This window comes from Arthrobacter sp. SLBN-83, from assembly GCF_006715285.1.
Classification (GTDB): domain Bacteria; phylum Actinomycetota; class Actinomycetes; order Actinomycetales; family Micrococcaceae; genus Arthrobacter.
Map to the genome: position 1 here is coordinate 3,842,006 of NZ_VFMX01000001.1, position 21,128 is coordinate 3,863,133.

Sequence of the window (21,128 nt, forward strand, 5' to 3'; positions counted from 1 at the left end):
ACCCAGCGTCACGCCTGCACATCCGGCGTCATCCGGCAGGGATCCCGGAGCGCCTGCCGCGTCCTTGGATGACGCAACATAAGGCGGTCTTCTCCGCCAGGCACGCCTGTTACCCGCGCTGGTCCAAAGCGGCCAGCAGCCGGCGGACCGATCCGCCCAGGTTCCAGTCCGTTGTTAGCTGCTCGAGTTCAGCGCGCGGCCCGCCCGCCACCGGTTGCAGCAGGGCGCCTGCCTCGTCCAGGGTGGGCAGTTCCAGGTTGCGCACCAAACGGACGACGGCGGGGGCTGCTTCCAGGTACGCGGCGGCGGCGGCAAGCTTGGCCTGGACGGGCCCGGACACCCCGCCGTCGGGATCTTCCGCCGCAGCCAGCAACCGTTCCAGGGTGCCGTGCTTGAGCAGCAGGGAGGCCGCCGTCTTCTCGCCGATTCCCGCCACACCGGGAAGGCCGTCGGAGGCGTCCCCGCGCAAGGTGGCATAGTCGGCGTACTGCTGGGGCAGGACCTTGTACTTGGCCACCACACTTTCTTCGGTGATGACTTCGAGGTTCTTCATGCCGCGGGCGGTGTAGATGACCCGGACTCCGCGGTCGTCGTCACAGACCTGGAAGAGGTCGCGGTCGCCCGTAACGACGTCTACGGGAAAGGCAGCCTGGCTCGCATAGGTGCCCACGACGTCGTCGGCCTCATGCTGTGCCGCGCCCACGATGGCGATGCCGGCCAGCTCCAGCACCCGCCGGATCATGGGCAGCTGCGCTTCGAGCCCCTCCGGGACCACCTCGACGTCGGTGCCGTCCGGTACCGCCCGGGCCACGCGGTGGGCCTTGTAGGTGGGAAGCAGGTCCACGCGCCACTGGGGCCGCCAGTCGTCGTCCCAGCAGGCTACAAGGTGGGTGGCCTGGTAGTCGGTGGTGAGGCGGGCGATCATGTCCAGCAGCCCGCGGACGGCGTTGACCGGCGTTCCGTCCGGACGGCGGATGGTGTCCGGCAGGCCGTAGAAGGCACGGAAGTACAGGGAGGCAGTGTCGAGCAGCATAAGGCGCTGGGGCATACCTTGATCCTGACACGGAATGGCTCCGTACGGCAGGAGGCGGACCGGTGACCGAAGCGGCTGTTGACCCGGGATGGGCTGTGCAAAAGCGTTGACCCCGGAAGAAGCATGGGTAAGGATTACGGAATACGCTTTCCCATCCACACCAGGAGTGCCATGTCCCCGGACCCGATCTCAATCAATGACAACGGAGCATGGTGCTGGTTCCAGGACGAGCGGGCCGTGGTCGATCCCGTTGCCAACACCCTGCTGGTGGGTTCCGTGGCTGCCCCGGAAGGCCCGGGCGGCGAAAGCCGGGGCGGCAACATCGAAATCGCAGTCCTGGACCTGGCCACCGGGCAGAGCACGGTGCATGTCCTGCACCGGAAGCTGGAGCCTGACGACCACGACGCCCCTGCGCTGCTGATCAGGCCGGACGGCCGGTACCTGGCCATGTACGCCAAGCACAAGACGGACAACGTTTCCCGCTGGCGGATCTCCACGCAGCCCCACGATGCCTCCGAATGGGGCGCCGAACAGTGCTTCGACTGGACGGAACTGGCGGACGGGCGCGGAGCCACCTACTCCAACCTGCACCGCCTGGACTCCGAGTCCCGCGTGTACAACTTTGTCCGGGCCATCAACGACGACCCCACCATGATGGTCTCGGAGGACGACGGCACCACTTGGAGTTTCGGCGGAAAGCTCTTCACCCGGCCCAAGGTGGGCTACGTCAACGGCTACACCCGCTACTTCGGCAACGGCACCGACCGCATCGACCTCATCACCACGGACCACCACCCCCGCGACTTCAACAACAGCATCTATCACGGCTTTATCCGGGACAACGCGCTGCACGACGGACAGGGCCAGGTGGTGTCCAAGCCCCTGCTCGGTTCCGCCGGCATCAACCAGAGCTCCCTCAGCACGGTTTTCCAGGCAGGCACCGAACTCGACGGGGACGTCCTCACCCACGGCTGGACTGTCGACCTCCGCGGCCAGGGTCCGCAGCTGGCCGCCATCATCAGCTGCCGGGCGAACGACGTCAACGGCGCCCTTGAGCGGGAGCAGGTGCTCGACGTCGACGATCACCGCCTGCTCTACGCGCGCTTCGACGGGACGCGCTGGCAGCTGCACCCTCTCGCAGCCGCCGGTCCGGCCCTGCTCCCCCACGAACAGGACTACACCGGGCTGGGTGCGGTGGACCCTTACGACCTGGACCGGGTGTACATCTCCGCTCCGGTCGATCCCCGGACTGGTGACGCCACCGCGCATTACGAGATTTACGCCGGCCGGACCCGGGACGGCGGAGCCACGTGGGAGTGGGAGGCAGTGACGGCCAACTCCCGGGTGAACAACCTTCGTCCAATAGTGCCGCCCGGAGACGCCGGGGTGCACGCGGTGTGCTGGTTCCGCGGCACCATGCGCTCCTCGCAGGCCTACGAAACTGAAGTCGTGGTGCTTTCCCGGTAACCTGGCGAGCAGGGCGCTACGCCTGTCCCCTCCATTGCGGCGCGTCGATCACGCGCGGGATGTACTCGAGCAGCTGGAGGCGTCCGTCGAAGGTCCTGCTGTCCACCATCTCCAGGGCAACGTCGGGGTAGCCGTCATAGATCCGTTCGCTTCCGGTGCGGCCGGTGATCAGGGGGAAGACAACCAGGCGGAAGCGGTCCACCAGGCCGGCTGCCACCAGGGACCGGCAAAGGCTGAGGCTGCCCAGGGTACTCAAGGGTCCCGCATGGACCTGCTTCATCTGCCTGACGGCCTCAACGGCGTCACCGGCCACCAGCTCGGAGTTCGGCCACTGGAGGGGCGCCGCCAGGCTGGCCGAAAAGACCACCTTGGGAACGGCAGCGAGGCCCGTCAACGAAGCGCTCTCGTCCTCGGAGTAGCCTGTACCCCCGGCCGCTGCGTCCTCCGACATCCCGGACATGAGGCGGTAGGTGTTGGCCCCCATCAGATAGGTGCGCTGGGTACGGGCCTCCTGCTGGAGCCAGGCCAGGTATTCCGGACCCTCCAGGCCCCACCAGCCCGGCCAGCCCTCGCCGGAGGCGCACCCGTCCAGGGTGATGATCAGGTCCACCATCAGCTCGGCCATGGCGGGTCAGAACCAGTCGCCATCGGCATAGGCGCTGCGGACGTGGGCGCGGAGGTACTCGCCCACCACTGCGGCCCCAAGATCGCCCACCTCGGGCGCCACCACGCGGCCATCCACGCGCCGCGCCATGCGCTGGATGAACCGTTCCAAGCCGGGGTCGGTTCCCAAGCGGAAAAAGGTGGTCTGGGCCCCCATGCGGCCAAGCCGGTCCAGTTCCCCGATGGTGGCCCGGATGGTCTCGGCATCCGGCGGCCAGTTGAACCAGGAGTCCCCGTCGGGCAGCAGGTGCGCTGTGGGTTCGCCGTCCGTGACCACCAGCAGGACGGGCTGCATGGACGGGTGCTGGCGGAAGAAGCGGCCCGCCAGCAGCAGGCCGTGATGCAGGTTGGTTCCCTGTTCGCGCAGGGCTGGCAGCGCTGTCAGTTCGCCAATGTCCATGGACTGCGCGTAGCGGCCGAACGTGATCAGCTGCAACCGGTCGCCGCGGAAGCGGGTGGACACCAGGTGGTGAAGCGCAAGCGCCGTCCGTTTCATGGGAACCCACCGCCCCTCGGCGGCCATGGAGAAGGACACGTCCACCAGCAGGGCAACGGCGGCCTGGGTCCGGGCTTCCGTCTCCGCTACTTCGATATCGTCCACCGCAAGCCGCAGTCCGCGGGCCGGGTCGCCGCCGTCGGCCATGGTCCGCCGGATGGCGTTGGTCATGGTGCGGGTGACGTCCCAGGGCTCGGCGTCGCCGAACTCCCACTGCCTGCTGGACCCGGTCAGTTCACCCGCGGCCCCTGCCATCCTGGTGTCCCGGCTGCCCTGCCGCCCGGACAGCTGCCTGGCAGCGTCGCGCAGCAGCGACTTTCCCAGCCGGCGCATCGCCTGCGGAGACAGCCGAAGGTCGCCGTCTGCCCCGCGCCGCAGGTAGCCGCCGTCCTGCATGGCCCGCTCAATCTCCGCGAGCGTCCTGGCGCTTACCGCGGCGTTTTCCCCAAGCTGGCGCGCAAGGGCGTCCAGGTCCAGGTCATCCAGCCGGGAGCCGTTGTAGCTCTGGGACAGTTGCTCCGACAGTTCGTCGAGTTCCGCGATGTCCTGGAGCACCCCGGTGCCGTCGCCCAGTCCCAGGCCTTCCTGCCCCTCGAAGCGTTCCGATCCGTTCCAGTCCTCCCCCGGCCGGAGTGCCTGCAGGGCGGCGTCGAGCTCGCTGAGCTGGGCCATGAGTTCGGGTGAGCCGAAGGCCTGGGCAGACAGGCGCATCAGCTCATCGCGCTGCTCCGGGGTCATGGACTGCAGGAGCCGCTGGGCAGCGGCGGCGCGCTGCGCCAGGGCATCCACCAGTTCCTCGACTGACTGCGGGTTCTCCGGAAAGTACTGGCCGTGCTTGGCCATGAACTCCTGGAAGTCCGCCTCGGTGTCTTCGCCGCGCCGGTGCTTGCCCAGCAGCTCGTTGAGGTCCCGAAGCATGGCGCCCACGGCCTCGCGGTCTTCATCGGTGGCGCTCTCCAGCGCCTGCTTCATTCCGGCGAACCGCTGTTCAAGGACTTCCCGGCCCAGCAGGTCCTTGATTTGTTCGTACGCTTCGCGTGCTGCACTGGATTGCCAGTCGTAGGACGCCAGCTCATTGACGGCGGCGGCGGTGGAGGGCGGCAGGTTCTGCAGCTGCATTTCCCGGAAGGCACGGTCGGTGTTGTCCATCATGGCATCCCGGGCCAGCTGCTTGCGTTCTTCCAGCACGGCAGTATCCAGGAGTTTCTTCACTTCGTCCAGGGTGCCGTCCAGGCGGTGCCGGCCGAGCAGGTCGCGCCGCCGCTGCTGGACGCGCCGGGCAAGGTCGTCCAGCCCGTCGCGGTTCCGGCCACCCCGGCGCAGGAACTCCTGCAAGGCGTGGCGCGGCGAATAGCCTGCCATGACGTCCTCGGCGACGGCGTCGAGGGCCTCGGCCAGGTCCACCGGCGGGGCAAGCGGGTCCGGGCCGCCGGTGTACCGGCCGTACTTGGCGTGCCGTTTGTGGATGGCCATGGTGCCTCCTGGGCTTAGCCGTAGATGGTTTCCTCGTCGTCGGACTCCTTGGAGATCCGCCGGCCCAGGTACAGGCCTTCCAAGGCAAGTTCGACGGCGGCGGCGCGCTGGCCGTCGTTCACCGCACCGAGGCGCCGGCCAATTTCGTCGTAGAGGCCGGAGCCATTCAGCGACGGCAGGTTGCCAAGGAACTCCCGGGCTGTGACCTGCTCGCCGGTGCTGACAGTCCGGTGGCCGTCGAGGGCGGCCACGAGCGGGCCCATGTCCAGCCCCTGGAAGTGGGCCCTGACTGCTTCGGCGGTGGCGTTGCGCAGCAGGTGGTCAAGGACGCCCTGTTCCCGCCCTTCCTCACCCGACTCGAACTCGATCTTCCCGGTCAGGACCTCCACGGCGGGTTCCAGGTCGATGATCCGGGCCACAGCCTGGTCCTCACCCCGCAGGCTGGCCCGACGCAGGGCAGCGGCCGCGATGGTCTCCGCCCCGGCAATGGCGAACCGGGCGGAAACACCGGAGGTCTGGTTGATCGCCGGCGACTGCCGGAGCGCCCTGGTGTAGCGGGCCAGGATCTCCAGGATGAATGGCGGGACATCCGCCACCAGCCGGCCCTCCTGCCTGATGACAGAGACCTCGTCTTCCAGTTCGATCGGGTAGTGCGTCCTGATCTCCGCACCAAAGCGGTCCTTTAGCGGCGTGATGATCCGGCCGCGGTTGGTGTAGTCCTCCGGGTTGGCGGATGCGACCACCAGCACGTCCAGCGGCAGCCGCAGCACGTAGCCGCGGATCTGGATGTCCCGCTCCTCCATGACGTTGAGCATGGCCACCTGGATGCGTTCGGCAAGGTCCGGCAGTTCATTGATGGCGATGATGCCGCGGTTGGAGCGCGGGATGAGGCCGTAGTGGATGGTTTCGGGGTCGCCCAGGCGCCGGCCTTCGGCCACGCGCATGGGGTCCACATCGCCGATGAGGTCTGCCACCGATGTGTCCGGCGTTGCCAGTTTCTCGACGTAGCGCTCCGAACGGTGCCGCCAGGCAACCCGCAGCCGGTCCCCTTCGGTGACGGCACGGGTACGGGACTGTTCGGTAATCGGTTCGAACGGATGCTCGTTGAGCTCCGAATCTTCAATTACGGGCGACCATTCATCCAGCAGCCCGGCCAGCGTACGGAGCAGGCGGGTCTTGCCCTGGCCGCGCTCGCCCAGCAGGACAATGTCATGGCCTGCGATCAAGGCCCGCTCAAGCTGCGGAATAACCGTCCTGCTGAACCCGTACAGGCCCGGCCAGGGGTCCCGCCCCTCCGCCAGGGCGGCGAGGAGATTGTCGCGGATCTCGTGGCGAAGGTCCTTGAGGACGTAGCCTGCCGCACGGAGTTCACCAACGGTGTAGATATCGGGGCGATCAGTCACCTCTCTACCGTAAGCCCCGCCCTGCGGCTAATCGAGAGATTCCTCCAGATTCCCCGGAGCCGGCCGTAAGCTTGATCGCGTGACACAGAGCACCTTGATCCTTTTAGTGCGGCACGGCCAGACGCCCACCACTGGTACGGTCCTGCCCGGCCGCGCCCCGGGGCTGCACCTTTCCGAGCGTGGGCGCGCCCAGGCCGACGCCGTGGCCGAACGCCTTTCCGGCCTGCCCGTGCACGCCATCTATTCCTCGCCGCTGGAACGGGCACGGGAGACAGCCGAGCCGGCCGCTGCCCGTGCCGGGCTCACTATCAGCGAGGATGCCGGGCTCCTGGAGTGCGACTTTGGCGACTGGACAGGTGCGGCGCTCGCCGGCCTGACCGGCCTCCCGGAGTGGCAAACCGTCCAGCACAACCCGTCCGCTTTCCGCTTTCCCAATGGCGAGGGATTCTCCGGGATGCAGGCCCGGATCGTCGGCACGCTGGACGCCCTTCGGGCCGCCCACCCGGGTTCCGTCGTCGTTTGTTTCTCCCATGCAGACCCCATCAAGGCTGCCGTGGCCCACGCGCTGGGCACCCACCTGGACCTCTTCCAGCGCATCATGATCAGCCCGGCGTCGGTCTCGGCAATCTCCTACACCGACGGCCAGGCACCCGCCGTACTCACGGTGAATTCGACGTCTGAACCACTTAGCGGGCTGAGGGCGCCGTGACCAGGCGTGGATCCGCATGGAGCCCGTGGTGCCTGAACGTCAACTGACCCTCCTCACGGAAGGCCGCGTGCAGCTGCTGGGCCGCATCATGAGCGGCAGCAATGCCACCTTCCTCGCGGAGCTTTCGTGCGGGGACGACTCCGCCTGGGCAGTCTACAAACCAGTTGCCGGCGAACGTCCGCTCGCAGATTTCGACGCCGGCCTGCACCGCCGCGAGCGCGCCGCGTACCTGCTCAGCGAAGCACTGGGGTGGGGAATCGTCCCACCTACGGTGGTCCGCACAGACGCACCGCTTGGGGTGGGCTCGTTGCAGTGGTTTATCGAAGGCGACCTCGGGGAGCATTACTTCACCCTGTACGAAGACTCCCCCGAAACGCATGGCGCACTGGCGCGGATCGCCCTGTTCGACTACGTGGCGAACAATACGGACCGGAAAAGCGGGCATGTGCTGCGCGGCGCCGACGGCCATATCTGGGGCATCGACCACGGCCTGTGCTTCTCGGCCGCGTTCAAACTGCGGACGGTGATCTGGGACTTCGCCGGCGAGCCCATTCCAGAGGCCCTGCTCGACGACATCAGCCCCCTGGCCACTACGGTGCCGGCCGACTTGGCCGAGCTGCTCAACGACGCCGAGGTGGCCGCGCTCCAGCGCCGGGTCCAGCGCATGCTGCAGGAAGGGGTCCTCCCCGTGGACCGCACGGGCATGCGCTACCCCTGGCCTTTGGTCTAGGTGATGCAGTCCAGGCGCTTGGGTCCAGGCCTTTTAGTGGTCCTTGCCGTGCACCTAGGCTGCAGCCTTGCGCGGGTCCTGGCGCCCTTCCAGTGCCGCTGCAGCCGCCGGGGCTGCCTGCTCAAGGTAGGCGCCGATGTGGTCCAGCAGGTAGTGCTGCCCCTGAACGGTCGGATGGTCGCCGTCCGGACCAATCAGGTCGTCAAAATCATCGCTGATCCAGCCCTCGGCGATGGGGTCCACAAACTCCCCGCCCGCCTGCAGTGCAGCGGCCTTGAGCTGGTCGCTGATCTCCACCAGCCCGGGGTCCGGGGTTGTGGTGTACGACGGCGGGCCCACCACGATGATTCTGGCCTCGGGGGCCAGGGTTTCCGCCCGGTCCATGGCTGCCAAGGCGGCGCTGCCTAGATCGGCCGGCGGGTAGCCCAGGTCATTCTCGGACCCGAAGAAGACCACGATCCCCGTGTCCGGGGTGACGAAATCTTCAACCTGGCTGCCGAAAGTTCCGTTGTAGTCGCCCAGGCTGAGGTAGCCGCTTCCGTCCTCGGCGGCGTTGACCACTTCCAGGCCGGCCACCTCCGGGTCCTTCCGCATCAGCGCAGGCCAGGCCTGCTGCGGAGAGGTACCGTGGCCGGTGCTCAGCGAGTCCCCCACCACCACCACGCGGACCGGAGGCGCCTCCGTGGCGGATGGCTGGGTCTGGGCGGTGCTTCCGGATGTGATGGCCAGGAGAAGGGCAACAGCTCCCGCCGCCAAAAGACGCCCGGGATGCGCGTGGAGGTACGCATTGTGGTGCATGGGTGCTGCCTCCTCCCTGGAAATGCGTGGCGGCAGCTGACTCGCTGCCGCTGATCTGTTCTTTGTCCGTGTCCAATCGTAGGCAATTGTGGGATCACTGTAGGGCGAAGGTGACCAGAATCAACAGGATGCACAGCGACTGCACAGGAAGTCTTAGGGCATTAGGTACCCCGTCCGCCTCCGTTGGGGGCAGGCGGGCACCCGGGCGTCCCGCCGCGCTCGAGCAGCTACCCTTGACCCCGTGCAGCAGCAAACCCCCTGGAACCCCGCAACCAGCCTTTCCGTTCAGGCACCCGGCGTCTACTTCGCTGAAGGCCCGGCCGCCAACTGGATCGTCGTCCGGGACGGGACGGGATTCATCCTGATCGACAGCGGTTACCCCGCTGACCGCCACCACGTCCTCGCCTCACTCCGCTACCTGGGCCTGGACCCTGCCGACGCCCTTGCGCTGCTGGTCACGCACGGCCACGTGGACCACACCGGCTCGGCGGCGTACTTCGCTGAGGAGTTCGGAACGCCGGTACTGTGCGCCCCCGAAGAACTGGCCCACGTACGCGGGACGGAAAAGCACCAGGTCAGCCTTGCCCAGGTACTGCGCCGTGCATGGCGGCCCCGCGTCCTGCGCTGGATGCTGCACGCCATCAAGGCCGGGGCGCTGGCGGCCAAGCCTGTTTCCTGCGCAAAGGCATGGGACGACGCCGCTCTCCGGGCCCTGCCCGGCAGGCCGGAAGCTGTCTCGCTGCCCGGACATACTTCAGGCAACGCGGCACTCCTCCTTCCTGCGGCCGGCGTCATCGCCGTCGGTGATTCGTTCGCCACAGGCCACCCGATCAGCCGGACCAGCGGCCCGCAAATGCTGCACAGGATGTATCACTCAGACCCGGCCGAGGCCCTGGCCGCCCTGCGGAAACTGGAGGGAGTGGACGCCTCGGTAATCCTCCCCGGCCACGGGCCTGCAGTGCACCTCCCGTTGGGCGCGGCCCTGGCCGCCGTACGCGGCCGGGCGCCTGGGACCCCGTAATTCCCGACTGGACTGGCAAGGCTGGGTCTAGAACCGTCCGTAGCGTGCCCGTGCCATGGAATACACGCCGTAGCAGATAAGCCCGGCGGCGATGGCGGCGAGAAGGAACACCCCGTAAGGCTGCGAGCCGAGGGCCTTCAGGCCGCCGTCGAGACCCGAGGATTTGGAGGGGTCGGCGGTGGCAGCAGCCACGACAATCAGGACACCGACGGCGGCGAGCACCACGCCCTTGGCCGCATAGCCGACTGTTCCGAGCCATTCAACGGCCGTGCGGGCACTGCCCGGATCCTGCAGGTCCTCCATGAACTTCCTGGAAACACCCCGATAGGCATAAAAGACGCCGGCAGCGACGATCGCCAGCCCCACGACAATGACAAACACCACCCCGGCAGGCGCTCCCATCAGCTTTGCTGTAAAGTCGCTGGCCGACTGGCTGGAGTTCTTGCTGCCACCGGCGGCGAAGACGGCAAAGGTGAAGGCCAGGAAACCAAACACCACGGCCTTGCCCACGGCGGTGGCCGCCTCTTTCACCTTCTTCTTGGACTCCGTCTCGCTGCGGGCACCATAAAAGGCTTCGCTGAGCATCCACAAGGCGAGGGCGCCGCAGGCCACGGCGCCGGCCCACAGCAGGATGCCGCCTCCCGGCTTCGATGCCAGGGTTCCGATTGCCCCCGACTGGTCGGCCTCGCCGCCCCGGCCCTGGACCAGTTGCAGGGCAATGACGCCGATCAGGATATGGACCAGGCCGATGAAGACAAATCCTGCCCGGGCCAGCATGCGGACCGCCGGGCTGCGGGTCGCGGATGCGGCCTCCGATACTGCCCTGTTAGCTCCCTGCGATGCGTTGCCCATGGCCGGCCCTTCCCAAATATGTAGTTGATCTTCTCTTCCCCGGTCAGCTTCCCCCGGCCTGCCAGCGTCGCGGAATGCTTCAGTGTAAATCCGCCCGCGCCGGCCCAACAGGTCCTGAAATTCCGGCCATCTCCGGATCGGCACTACAGTCGAACCGGTGTACGCCAAACAGAACCCCGACGAACTGACCGCCCTGGCCCTACCCTCCAGTGCGGCCGGCCACGCCGAAGACGGGTTCGTCCGGGTGCGTGGGGCCCGCGAAAACAACCTGCGGAACGTGAGCGTGGACGTGCCGCGGGATGCGATTGTGGCGTTCACCGGTGTCTCCGGCTCCGGCAAGTCGTCCCTCGCGTTCGGCACCATCTATGCCGAAGCGCAGCGCCGGTTCTTCGAATCGGTGGCACCTTACGCCCGCCGGCTCATCCAGCAGGGGCACAACCCCAAGGTGGAACAGGTCACCGGGCTGCCGCCCGCCGTCGCGCTCCAACAGCGCCGCGGCACTGCCACCTCCCGGTCCACTGTTGGAACCGTCACCACCTTGTCCAATTCGCTGCGCATGCTCTTCTCCCGCGCAGGCACCTACCCAGACGGGGCGCCTTCGCTGGACTCGGACGCCTTCTCCCCCAACACCGCGGCCGGCGCCTGCCCGGAGTGCCATGGACTGGGTACTGCCCACACCGTCACTGAAGCCTCACTGGTTCCAGACCCGTCCCTCAGCATCCGCGACGGCGCAATCGCGGCCTGGCCCGGCGCCTGGCAGGGCAAGAACCTGCGCGACATCCTGACGCACCTGGGCTACGACGTCGACACCCCCTGGCATCAGCTGCCCCGGAAGCAGCGCGACTGGATCCTGTTCACCGAAGAACAGCCCGTGGTGGAAGTGACGCCGCAGCGGGACCGCGTGGCCAAGCCCTACAAAGGCAGGTTCTGGAGCGCCAAGAGCTACGTGATGCACACGCTGCTCGATTCCAAGAGCCCTGCAATGCGGGAGAAGGTGCTGCGGTTCATGGAGACGGGAGCGTGCCCCCGCTGCGGCGGGACGGGGCTCCGGCCCGAGGCTCTGGCGGTGACCTTCGCCGGCCACACCATTTCCGAACTCAACGCCGTGCCCATGGCCAAACTGGCGGAGCTTATCCGCCCCACCACGGAACTGGCCGCTGCGGGAACCGCCTCCCGAAAGCACTCCTCCGAGTCCAACGAAGTGGCAGTGGCCATCACCCGGGACTTGCTGCAGCGCATCAACGTGCTGCTGGAGCTTGGCCTAGGCTATCTCGCGCTGGGCCGGCCCACGCCAACGCTTTCCCCCGGCGAAATGCAGCGGCTCCGGATTGCCACGCAGCTGCGCTCCGGGCTCTTCGGCGTGATCTACGTGCTCGATGAACCGTCCGCAGGCCTGCACCCGGCAGACGCCGAACCCCTTGTTGCTGTACTGGACCAGCTCAAATCGTCCGGGAATTCCGTGTTCGTGGTGGAGCACAACATGGACCTGGTCCGCCGCGCGGACTGGCTGGTGGATGTGGGACCCCGTGCGGGCGAAGACGGCGGAGAGGTGCTGTACAGCGGCCCGGTGCAGGGCCTCAAGGCAGTGCAGGAGTCCGTGACGCGGCCGTTCCTTTTCCAGGAGGGAGAGTTCCGGGAGGAACGGCAAGCGGCAACGGTCGACGGCGGCGCTGACGCCGGCAAGGGTGCGCCCCGGCGGGCGGCGGGCTGGCTTGAGCTGCGCGATGTGAGCCGCCACAACCTGCGAAACCTGGACGCGGCTTTTCCACTCGGCGTCCTGACGGCGGTCACCGGTGTCTCCGGTTCCGGGAAGTCCACCCTGGTCAGCCAGGTCCTGGCCGGCGTGGCCGGCGCGGCACTGCGGATGGCGTCCGGGGCCGGGCCTGCAGCCGATGAGCAGGACCCGGATTCTGCCCAAGACAAGGAGCCCCTGACCGTGGGCTCCGTGACTGGCTTGGAGCGGATCGACCGCCTGGTCAAGGTGGACCAAAAACCCATCGGCCGCACCCCGCGCTCCAACCTGGCCACCTACACCGGACTGTTTGACGCCGTGCGCAAGGAGTTCGCTGCCACCGAGGCTGCCAGGAGCCGGGGCTTCGGGCCCGGCCGTTTCTCGTTCAATGTGCCCGGCGGGCGCTGCGAGACCTGCCAGGGCGAAGGGTTCGTGGCAGTGGAACTGCTCTTCCTGCCCGGCAGCTACGGTCCGTGCCCGGAATGCCACGGCTCGCGCTACAACCCGGAGACCCTGGAGGTCACCTACCAGGGCAGGAACATCGCCGAGGTGCTGGGCATGACGGTCGACGCCGCCGCCGGTTTCCTGGCGGGTGTTCCCACCGCGGCACGTTCCCTGCAGACGCTGCAGGACGTGGGGCTGGGCTACCTCCGGCTGGGCCAGCCCGCCACCGAACTCTCCGGCGGCGAGGCGCAGCGGATCAAGCTGGCCACAGAGCTGCAGCGCGCCCGGCGCGGGCACACACTGTACCTGCTGGATGAGCCCACCACGGGACTGCACCCCGCGGACGTCGAACTCCTGATGGCGCAGCTCAACCGACTGGTGGACACTGGCAACACCGTGGTCCTGGTGGAGCATGGGATGGATGTGGTGGCCGCCGCCGACTGGGTGATGGACCTGGGGCCCGCCGGTGGTGACGCCGGCGGGGAGATCGTCGCCGCCGGTGACCCGGCCGCCGTCGCGCGTTCCACCAACAGCCGCACCGCACCCTACCTGGCCGCCGCACTCCGGGCCCGTTCTGCGGGCAGGGAGCGGTAGCCCCGGCCCCCTTGCCCTCTCCCCCGCCGGCGCGTATCACTGAGGGATGCGTTTACAACGCAGCGCCCTTGCCAGTGACGTGCTTCGAGGCCGCGTAGCGGTGGTGACCGGATCGTCCCGCGGGCTCGGCTTTGCCATGGCACGGGCTCTGGGCCTGCACGGCGCAGCAGTGGTGCTGGCGTCCAGGTCGGACGACGGCGTTGCTGCCGCCGTCGGACGCCTGCAGGCTGAAGGCATCGCGGCGTCGGGGATGCGCTGCGACACCGGAGAGCCAGGGGACGTCGAGGCGATCCGCGACGAGGCCCTCAGCCGGGGAACGCTGGACATCTGGGTCAACAACGCAGGCGTGTCCGGCGTGTTCGGGCCCACGGCCTCCACGCCCGTGGCTGACTTCACCCACGTGGTGCGAACGAACATCCTGGGGACCTTTCATGGGGCCCGCGTGGCCCTGCCTGTGTTCCTTGCCCAGGGCCACGGCGACCTGGTGAATCTGTACGGCCAGGGCGACCGCGGACCGGTGGCGCTGCAGAACGCGTACGCCTCAAGCAAGCGCTGGGTCCGCCAGTTCACGGAGACACTGCGTCTGGAAACCAAAGGCACTGGCGTTAGGGTGCACGGCATCAACCCCGGCCTGGTCCGGACCGACCTCCTGGCCCGGGTGACGTCCCAGCCCGGGTACCAGTACCGCCTCAGCGCCCTGCCGGTGGTCGTCGGACTCTGGGGCCAGAGCGCCGACGAAGCTGCATGGCCCATTGTGGACCTAGTGACTTCCGATAGGGCGGAATTCCGGTTCCTGACCAGGCGGAGGCTGGTGACGCACGGGCTGCACAACGCCCTGTGCGGCAGCCTGGGCCGGAGACACCGGATGGCCCTGGACGTCACCGTCCTCGAAGCGGCGCAGCAGCCTTTTCCCGGGGTACGCCCCTCACACGGGGGCAGGCCCTGACGGAGCCTTGGTTAAGGGAATTTTCGCTGACGGGACAGAAAGCCCTTGACGCGGCCCTGGAACTCGGCGGGATCCACTGCGGGCCCCGGTGTTGCCCGGCGGCCGGCGTCCGTCAACAGGCCAAGACCCGCATTCACCGCTGCCTTTGATGCCCGCAGCGACGCCGCCGAACCTTCCTTCCAATTGTCGAGGATCGCATCCAGCGCCGCATCGGCGTCCTCATCAGGGGCCAAGGTGGTGACCAGGCCCGTGGACCAGGCCTGGTCCGCGGTCAGCATCCGGCCGCCATAGAGAAGGTCCTTGGTTCGTGACGGGCCAATCCGCAGCGCCATGCGGTTGGCAAAGGTGGCCGGAACCAGCAGTCCCAGGCGTGCCACAGGCATCCCGATGCGGGCCGACGGGGTGAGCAGCTGCAGGTCGCAGGCCAGGGCCAGCTGGCAGCCCCCGCCGGCAGCCGCTCCTTCTACAACAGCCACAGTGGGAACGGGCAAGTCCTCGAGCGCCTGCAGGGCGGCCTCGATCACGTCGAACGTCCGGCTGATCTCCGCGTCCGTCCGCCCCTCCCATTCGCGCACGTCAAAGCCGGCACAGAACATTCCCCCCCTGCCCCGCACCACCACGGCGCGCAGGGACGGGATGGCTGCCAGCCGGTGGACTGCGTTCCCCAGCTCCTGCCACTCGGCGCGCCCGAGGGCATTGAGCCGTTGCCCGCTGCCGAAGGACAGCGTGGCGACAGATCCCACTTCCTCAACACTTACGGTGGCGGCCATACGTCGGCTTTCCTCCCTTATTCCGGGTGCCGCGGGATGCGTGGCGTGAAGCTGCCGGGCCATTGGGATGCCCGGATCCGCGGAAGGTCCTGGATGGGACCCAGCGTGGACCACTCATCACCGCCAAGCCTTGAGAGCGGATCAAGCCCGGTGACGTCGGGGTGGCCACTGCGGAGCACCCCGGTTGAGACTGATCCGTGTACCACCGCCCCGAAGACCAGGACGCAGTCGCCCATCCGCAGGGTCTGGTGCAGGGAACACTCCAGGACCGCCGGCGATTCCTTGACCCGGGGCGGCCGGACCACTGCGCTGGGCTCGCGGGTGAGGCCCGCGGCATCAAACTCGCTGACATCGGAGCTGAAGTTCGTCCCGGTGGCATTGACCTCCTGGATCAGTGTGGCCGGCGCAAGGTTCACCACGAACTCCCCCGTCGCCTCGATGTTCCGCAGCGAGTCCTTTTCCCCAACGGAGGTGAACTGGATGATCGGAGGGTCCACCGAGGCAACGGTGAAAAAGGAGTGGGGTGCCAGGTTGTCCACCCCCGCCGGGGACGTGCTCGACACCCAGGCGATGGGCCGTGGAACAACCACCGACGTCAGGAACTTGTAGAACTCCCGCGGGCCCAGCTGCCCGGGGTCGAAGTCAGACCGCATCCGGCCTACAGGTTCCTGGGCGCCGCGGCGGCAGCGGCGTCCTTGGCCAGCGCCCCCTTGGCCCTGGGCAGGAAGATCAGGGCCAGCATGGCGATGACGCAGCAGAGGATGATGTAGAGCGAGATCGACGTCGAGTTGCCGTAGTTTGCCAGCAGTGCGGCCGCAATCAGCGGCGCGGGACCACCGGCGATCACACTGGCCAGCTGGTATCCCAGTCCGGCGCCGGTGTAACGGATGTCGGTGTCGAAGCTTTCGGCGATCAGGGCAGCCTGCGGGCCGTACTGAATGTCGTGCAGGATCAGGCTGACCACCACCGCAACACCTACCCACAGGGCGTCCCGGGTGTTCAGCAGCCCGAAGTAGGGGAAGGCAAACAGTGCCGTCAGCACGATCCCTGTTCCGTAGACGCGGCGCCGGCCGAAACGGTCTGAAAGGCGTCCGAAGAGGGGCACGCTGATCAGCCCCAAAGCCGCTGCGATCAGCGTGTCATCGAGGATGGAGTTGCTGTCCAGCTTCAGCTGTTTGGTGGCGTACGTGATCACGAAGGTAATGAACAGGTAGAAGGGTGCCTGTTCCGACGTACGCACCAGGGCGGACAGGAGGATCTCCTTGGGCTGCCTCCGGATCACCTCGATGATCGGAGCCCTGACCACCTTGTTGGACTGCCGTACGGCGTCGAACTCGGGGCTTTCAATAACCCGCAGCCGAACGAACAGGCCCACACCGATCAGGATGATGCTGAGAATGAAGGGGATCCGCCAGCCGTAGGCAACAAATCCCTCAGTGCCGGTGGCGGCAGTAGTCAGCCGGACGACGCCGGTGGACAGGACCAGTCCCAGCGGCACCCCGATCTGTGGCCAGGAGGCGGACAGGCCGCGGCGGGCCTGGTCGCCCCATTCCATGCTCAGCAGCACCGAACCGCCCCACTCGCCGCCCACGCCGATGCCCTGGATGATCCGGAGCAGCACCAGCAGGACCGGCGCGGCAACGCCGATGCTTTCGTATGTCGGAAGCAGGCCAATCAGCACGGTTCCGAAAGCCATGAGGAAAAGCGTGGCCATGAGCGTTGTCTTCCGCCCAATCCGGTCACCGAAGTGTCCGAAGACGGCCGCACCGATGGGCCGGGCCACGAAGCCGACAAACTGCGTGCCGAACGCCGCGAGCACGCCGGCGAAGGCTACTTGGCCCGGGAAGAACAGCTGGGGAAACACCAGGGCGGCGGCGGTGCCATAAAGGAAAAAGTCGTACCACTCGATGGTTGTACCAACGACGCTCGCCACGGTGGCCCGCCGTACGGCCTGCTCCCGGGTCACTCCTTGAATACTCATCATCACTCCATTGGTCAGATGTAGTAGGGCGCCGGCCTGGCTTCGAATATCGGATAAAGAGGCTTCCGAATCAGGCCGCTGGACCCGCAATGCGGTTCTCCAACCCATGGTGCGGGTCCTTGTTGCCTATGTCAACGATTATCTTGACCAGGCGCGGCGCCATAGAATGACCACTCACACCGGCAAAATCACTGGAGACAAGGGACAAAGACGTTGGCGTCAGAGCGAAGCAGCGGATCCGCGCAGCCCCTCCTGGTGCTGCGCAAAGTCAGCGAGATTCTGAACTGCTTTTCCATTGAATTCCCGGAACCAACTCTCCAGCAGATCGTCCGGGAAACGGGACTGCCGTCGAGTACATGCCAACGGCTGGTGCAGAACATGGTCCGGGAAGGGTTCCTTGACCGCGACGGAGACCGCTACCGGATCGGATTGCGCCTGGTCCAGTGGGCCACCCCCGGCACGTTCGGCCTCGATGTGGTCCGCCTGGTCCATCCCTTCCTGCAGGAACTGCGTGACCGGACCGGAGAGACGGCTTGCCTGTACATGCGGGACGGCGCCTTCCGCACTGTGGTTGCAGTGGCCGAAACCCGCCACGTGGTGATGCGGCCCTTCCTCGTGGGGCAAGTCATGCCGATGCATGCCGGGGCTCCGGGAAAGATCTTCCTTGCTTACGATCCCGAAGCCCGCCAGGCCCTCGAGGACACGGAGCTGACCAGCTACACCCCGGCGACGCCGGATACGTGGGAGAAACTCGACAGCCAGGTCAACAACGCGAAAGCGGCTGGCTTTTATGCGGCCTTCGGCGAGCGGAACTCGGACGTGGGCTCCATCAGCGCTCCGGTCTTCAACCACGCCGGGCGCCTGGCCGCAGTCCTGGGCGTCGGGTTTCCCACCCAGCGCGTTGGCCCGGACGACGTCGGGCGGCTGGGTCCGGCGGTGGCGGACGCGGCCAGGGCAGCCAGCGCAGCCCTTGGCTACCGGGAGGAAAGCCTCCCCTCTTGACGTGGTCCGCCCCGGCGGCCCGGGGCCTGGCCACGAAAGCCGCGTGCCGCCGTCGTCAGTCTTTTTCCGTTGCCGCAGGCAAATATCAGCCCATCTCTGGACTCTTGGGCGGGGCCCAACCAGACTGTCTACAACAGCTGGCCTTGAACGCCGGAATTGAGGGCACTTCAACGCTGCGGTAAATGGACGGCTGCATTTGTTAGGGCTTTTCCCTGATGACACTTCAGGGCATCGAAAGGATCTGGTTATGCCGGACTTTGCGCCGTTCTTCCCGCTTATTTCCATCATTTTGGGGGTACTTTTTGCCATCGCCTTTATCTGGTTGGCCACAAAGCTGATGTGGAAAGTAGCTGAACCCAATGAGGCCCTCATAATTTCCGGGTTGACCCGCGGAACCCTGGAAACCCGGGAAGGAATGGACTTCAAGATCGTCACCGGCAAAGGTGCCCTGGTCCTGCCCGGCCTCCAGACGGTGCGGCCGCTGTCGCTGACATTGAATGAAACCGAGCTCAAGGTTTCCTGCGTTACTTCCCAGGGCATCCAGGTCATTGTGGAGGGCGTGGTCATTTACAAAATTGGTGATGCCCCACCGTTTATCGCCAATGCGGCCCGCCGTTTCCTGGGCCAGCAGCCAAAAATGGAAAGCCAGGTATATAACGTCTTCGAGGGCCACCTGCGCTCCATTATCGGCAGCATGACCGTGGAGGAGATTATCCGCGAACGGGACAAGCTCGCTTCCCAAGTGCGCAGCGCCAGTGGAGTGGAGATGGAGAAGCTGGGCTTGGTGGTGGACTCCCTGCAGATCAAGGACCTCCAGGACCCGACGGGCTACATCCAGAACATCGCCAAGCCGCATATCGCCCAGGTGAAGATGGAGGCCCGGATCGCCGAGGCCACCCGGAACCGGGAAGCGGCGGAGAAGGAAGCCGAGGCGGCAGCGTTGATTGCTGACGCGCAGAGCGCTTCCGCGATCAGGCAATCCGTGGCGCAGGCCAACGCCGAGCGCGCCAGGGCAAACGCCTCCCAGGCCGGGCCGCTGGCCGAAGCGACGGCAAGGCAGCAGGTGGTGGTCCAGGAAACGGAGGTGGCCAAGCTCGAGGCAGACCGGGAGGAACAGAAGCTCCAAACCATTGTCAGGAAGCCAGCCGATGCCAAGGCCTATGCCACACGGACCGAAGCGGAGGGCAAGAAGGCTGCGGACATCAGCGCCGCGGAGGCACTGGCCCGCCGTACCGAGCTGGAAGCCCAGGCCAACGCGAGGCGGACGGAACTGCTGGCCCAGGCGAACGCCACCGCAGCCGCCGCCACGGCGGGGGCCACCAAGGTCACCGGCGAAGCCGAAGCCTCCGCCACCAGGGCCAAGGGTGATGCCGCGGCCTCGGCGATCAAGGCCAAGGCACTCGCCGAGGCGGACGGCATCAAGGCGCGCGCCGAAGCGTTGGGCACTAACCAGGACGCAGTCATATCCCAGCAGCTTGCCGAAAACATGCCGGCCATCATTGCCGCGGCGGCCGAGCCTTTCTCCCACGTGGGCAACATGACCGTCCTGAACGGCGGAGAGGGCGTCAACCAGATGCTGGGCGGAATCCTGGCCCAGGCAGGCGACTACCTCCCCGCCCTCGCGTCCGCGCTGCGCAAGGGCGAAGACGCCAAGCGCCCGGCCAGGGCACAGGGCTCCTAGCGGGTTTGAGGATCACTGGATGCGCAAGAACGTTGATCGAAGCCTGACCGGAAAAATCGGCCGGGTGACCGGGCGGATCGCCCCGGACACCATCGGCGAAGTCATGCTGCCCTATCTTGGCGGCATCATGGCCTTCCACGCCCACCCGTTCGACAAGTCCAGTGACTTCCCGGTGGGCGCTGAAGTCTTGGTGATCTACTTCGACCCGCCACAAACGGTGTATGTGGACGAACTGCCGGACGTGCTCAGGCATGCAGAGTAAGCCCGAGCACGTCCGGCCTGCCCCGGAGGTGCTACCGGCCGCCCTCCCTCTTGCGGCTGCGCTGCTCCTGGGCCATCGGCCCGTAGGGATAGACGCCGGTTTCGGGCTGGCTGGCCTGCGTGAGACGGGAGATCTCGTCTTTAGTGAGTTCCAGTTCGGCGGCGGCCAGGTTGTCGGCCAACTGCTCCGTGGTGCGGGCTCCCAGGATCACGGAGGTCACTGCAGGCCGGTCCGCCAACCAAGCGAGCGCCACCTGCGACTGGCTGACGCCGTGGGCAGAGGCAATGTCCGCAACGGCGTCGAGAACTGCCCAGGTCCGCGGGTTCTCGTTGCGCGCCTTCCAGGCCTCCATCCCCCGTTCCGGGTTCTCGCCGAGCCGGGTTGCACCGGACGGGCGCTGGTCCCGCTTGTACTTGCCGGACAGCCAGCCCCCGCCCAGCGGCGACCAAGGCAGCAGGCCAACCCCGGCGTCGAGCGCGGCCGGAACGATTTCGAACTCGATGTCCCGGACCAGCAGGCTGTACTGCGGCTGCAGGCTCACGGGCGGGTTCCAGCCCTGGCTGCGGGCCACGTGGACGGCCTTGGTGAGCTGCCAGCCCAGGAAGTTGGAAAAACCGTAGTAGGCAATCTTGCCGCTACCCACCGCGTCGTCCAGGAAACGGAGGGTCTCCTCCAGCGGGGTGATCGGGTCCCATGCGTGCATCTGGTAAAGGTCGATCTGTTCCACGCCCAGGCGGCGGAGGGAATTGTCCAGGGCGCGCGTCAGGCGCCGGCGGGACGTCCCGACGTCGTTCGGTGCCGTCCCCATGGGGAAGCGCCCCTTGGTGGCGACCACAGCGCTGTCCCTGGCTTCGGGCCGCTTGGCCAGCCACCGGCCGATGATTTCTTCCGACACTCCCGCGCTGTATACGTCCGCGGTGTCGATGAAGTTGCCGCCGGCCTCGAAGTAGCTGTCCAGGATGGCATGGGAGGTTTCCTCCGTCGCCTCTGCGCCAAAGGTCATGGTGCCCAAGGCGTAGTTGGTGACGATGGTGCCGCTGTTTCCTAAAGTCCGGTACTGCATGGGAGTCC

General features: G+C 67.0%; 19 protein-coding genes. 9 read left to right on the top strand and 10 right to left on the bottom strand.

Annotated features, from left to right (window positions below; all coding sequences use genetic code 11):
• Window positions 1-109: 109 nt before the first annotated feature.
• Window positions 110-1,048: a 5'-3' exonuclease gene (locus FBY30_RS18010; protein ID WP_142133952.1), complete on the bottom strand. Its 939-nt coding sequence runs from the start codon at window positions 1,046-1,048 to the stop codon at window positions 110-112.
• Between the two features lie 156 nt (window positions 1,049-1,204).
• On the opposite strand from FBY30_RS18010, the gene FBY30_RS18015 reads away from it, so the two are divergent.
• Window positions 1,205-2,500, top strand: coding sequence for a BNR-4 repeat-containing protein (locus FBY30_RS18015; RefSeq protein WP_142133953.1), 1,296 nt, complete (start codon window positions 1,205-1,207; stop codon window positions 2,498-2,500).
• 16 nt (window positions 2,501-2,516) lie between these two features.
• Here the strand turns inward: FBY30_RS18015 and FBY30_RS18020 are convergent, their stop codons facing one another.
• From FBY30_RS18020 to FBY30_RS18030, 3 genes are read right to left on the bottom strand one after another with little or no spacing between them, the layout of a single operon-like run.
• A complete protein-coding gene (locus tag FBY30_RS18020; RefSeq protein ID WP_142133954.1) occupies window positions 2,517-3,125 on the bottom strand; it encodes a dihydrofolate reductase family protein in 609 nt (202 codons plus the stop codon).
• 6 nt (window positions 3,126-3,131) lie between these two features.
• Window positions 3,132-5,132, bottom strand: coding sequence for a vWA domain-containing protein (locus tag FBY30_RS18025; RefSeq protein ID WP_142133955.1), 2,001 nt, complete (start codon window positions 5,130-5,132; stop codon window positions 3,132-3,134).
• Window positions 5,133-5,146: 14 nt separating this feature from the next.
• Window positions 5,147-6,535, bottom strand: coding sequence for a sigma 54-interacting transcriptional regulator (locus FBY30_RS18030; RefSeq protein ID WP_142133956.1), 1,389 nt, complete (start codon window positions 6,533-6,535; stop codon window positions 5,147-5,149).
• A gap of 79 nt (window positions 6,536-6,614) precedes the next feature.
• Here FBY30_RS18030 and FBY30_RS18035 point away from each other — a divergent pair, with 79 nt between their 5' ends.
• Both FBY30_RS18035 and FBY30_RS18040 read left to right on the top strand, forming a co-directional pair.
• Entirely contained in the window at window positions 6,615-7,244 is a 630-nt protein-coding gene (locus FBY30_RS18035) for an MSMEG_4193 family putative phosphomutase (RefSeq protein WP_142133957.1), read from the top strand.
• A gap of 28 nt (window positions 7,245-7,272) precedes the next feature.
• Entirely contained in the window at window positions 7,273-7,974 is a 702-nt protein-coding gene (locus FBY30_RS18040) for an SCO1664 family protein (RefSeq protein ID WP_142133958.1), read from the top strand.
• Between the two features lie 54 nt (window positions 7,975-8,028).
• Here the strand turns inward: FBY30_RS18040 and FBY30_RS18045 are convergent, their stop codons facing one another.
• On the bottom strand, window positions 8,029-8,772 hold the full coding sequence (locus tag FBY30_RS18045) for an SGNH/GDSL hydrolase family protein (RefSeq protein ID WP_142133959.1): 744 nt from the start codon (window positions 8,770-8,772) through the stop codon (window positions 8,029-8,031).
• A gap of 241 nt (window positions 8,773-9,013) precedes the next feature.
• On the opposite strand from FBY30_RS18045, the gene FBY30_RS18050 reads away from it, so the two are divergent.
• Complete coding sequence (locus tag FBY30_RS18050; protein ID WP_142133960.1) at window positions 9,014-9,793, top strand: MBL fold metallo-hydrolase; 780 nt, start codon at window positions 9,014-9,016, stop codon at window positions 9,791-9,793.
• Between the two features lie 27 nt (window positions 9,794-9,820).
• Here the strand turns inward: FBY30_RS18050 and FBY30_RS18055 are convergent, their stop codons facing one another.
• Window positions 9,821-10,645 (bottom strand): DUF1206 domain-containing protein, encoded by an 825-nt coding sequence (locus tag FBY30_RS18055; protein WP_142133961.1) that lies wholly within the window; start codon window positions 10,643-10,645, stop codon window positions 9,821-9,823.
• A 184-nt stretch (window positions 10,646-10,829) separates the two neighbouring features.
• Here FBY30_RS18055 and FBY30_RS18060 point away from each other — a divergent pair, with 184 nt between their 5' ends.
• Both FBY30_RS18060 and FBY30_RS18065 read left to right on the top strand, forming a co-directional pair.
• Window positions 10,830-13,415: an excinuclease ABC subunit UvrA gene (locus FBY30_RS18060; protein WP_142135417.1), complete on the top strand. Its 2,586-nt coding sequence runs from the start codon at window positions 10,830-10,832 to the stop codon at window positions 13,413-13,415.
• 46 nt (window positions 13,416-13,461) lie between these two features.
• The gene (locus FBY30_RS18065; RefSeq protein ID WP_142133962.1) at window positions 13,462-14,361 is read left to right on the top strand and encodes an SDR family oxidoreductase; all 900 of its coding nucleotides are present in this window, start codon (window positions 13,462-13,464) and stop codon (window positions 14,359-14,361) included.
• A gap of 11 nt (window positions 14,362-14,372) precedes the next feature.
• On the opposite strand, the gene FBY30_RS18070 is transcribed toward FBY30_RS18065, so the two are convergent.
• Genes FBY30_RS18070 through FBY30_RS18080 form a run of 3 tightly spaced genes read right to left on the bottom strand, consistent with a single transcriptional unit; the run spans window position 14,373 to window position 17,112 of the window.
• Entirely contained in the window at window positions 14,373-15,131 is a 759-nt protein-coding gene (locus FBY30_RS18070) for an enoyl-CoA hydratase/isomerase family protein (RefSeq protein WP_160141492.1), read from the bottom strand.
• 17 nt (window positions 15,132-15,148) lie between these two features.
• Window positions 15,149-15,784, bottom strand: coding sequence for a flavin reductase family protein (locus FBY30_RS18075; protein WP_142133964.1), 636 nt, complete (start codon window positions 15,782-15,784; stop codon window positions 15,149-15,151).
• A gap of 5 nt (window positions 15,785-15,789) precedes the next feature.
• Window positions 15,790-17,112, bottom strand: a complete 1,323-nt coding sequence (locus FBY30_RS18080; protein ID WP_142133965.1) for an MFS transporter — start codon at window positions 17,110-17,112, stop codon at window positions 15,790-15,792.
• Between the two features lie 213 nt (window positions 17,113-17,325).
• Between FBY30_RS18080 and FBY30_RS18085 the strand changes: the two genes are divergently transcribed.
• From FBY30_RS18085 to FBY30_RS18095, 3 genes are all read left to right on the top strand, one after another.
• Window positions 17,326-18,114, top strand: coding sequence for an IclR family transcriptional regulator (locus tag FBY30_RS18085; RefSeq protein ID WP_142133966.1), 789 nt, complete (start codon window positions 17,326-17,328; stop codon window positions 18,112-18,114).
• Between the two features lie 247 nt (window positions 18,115-18,361).
• Complete coding sequence (locus tag FBY30_RS18090) at window positions 18,362-19,795, top strand: flotillin family protein (protein WP_142133967.1); 1,434 nt, start codon at window positions 18,362-18,364, stop codon at window positions 19,793-19,795.
• Between the two features lie 19 nt (window positions 19,796-19,814).
• Entirely contained in the window at window positions 19,815-20,057 is a 243-nt protein-coding gene (locus tag FBY30_RS18095; RefSeq protein ID WP_142133968.1) for a hypothetical protein, read from the top strand.
• 31 nt (window positions 20,058-20,088) lie between these two features.
• Here the strand turns inward: FBY30_RS18095 and FBY30_RS18100 are convergent, their stop codons facing one another.
• Window positions 20,089-21,120, bottom strand: a complete 1,032-nt coding sequence (locus FBY30_RS18100) for an aldo/keto reductase (RefSeq protein WP_142133969.1) — start codon at window positions 21,118-21,120, stop codon at window positions 20,089-20,091.
• Window positions 21,121-21,128: the final 8 nt, after the last annotated feature.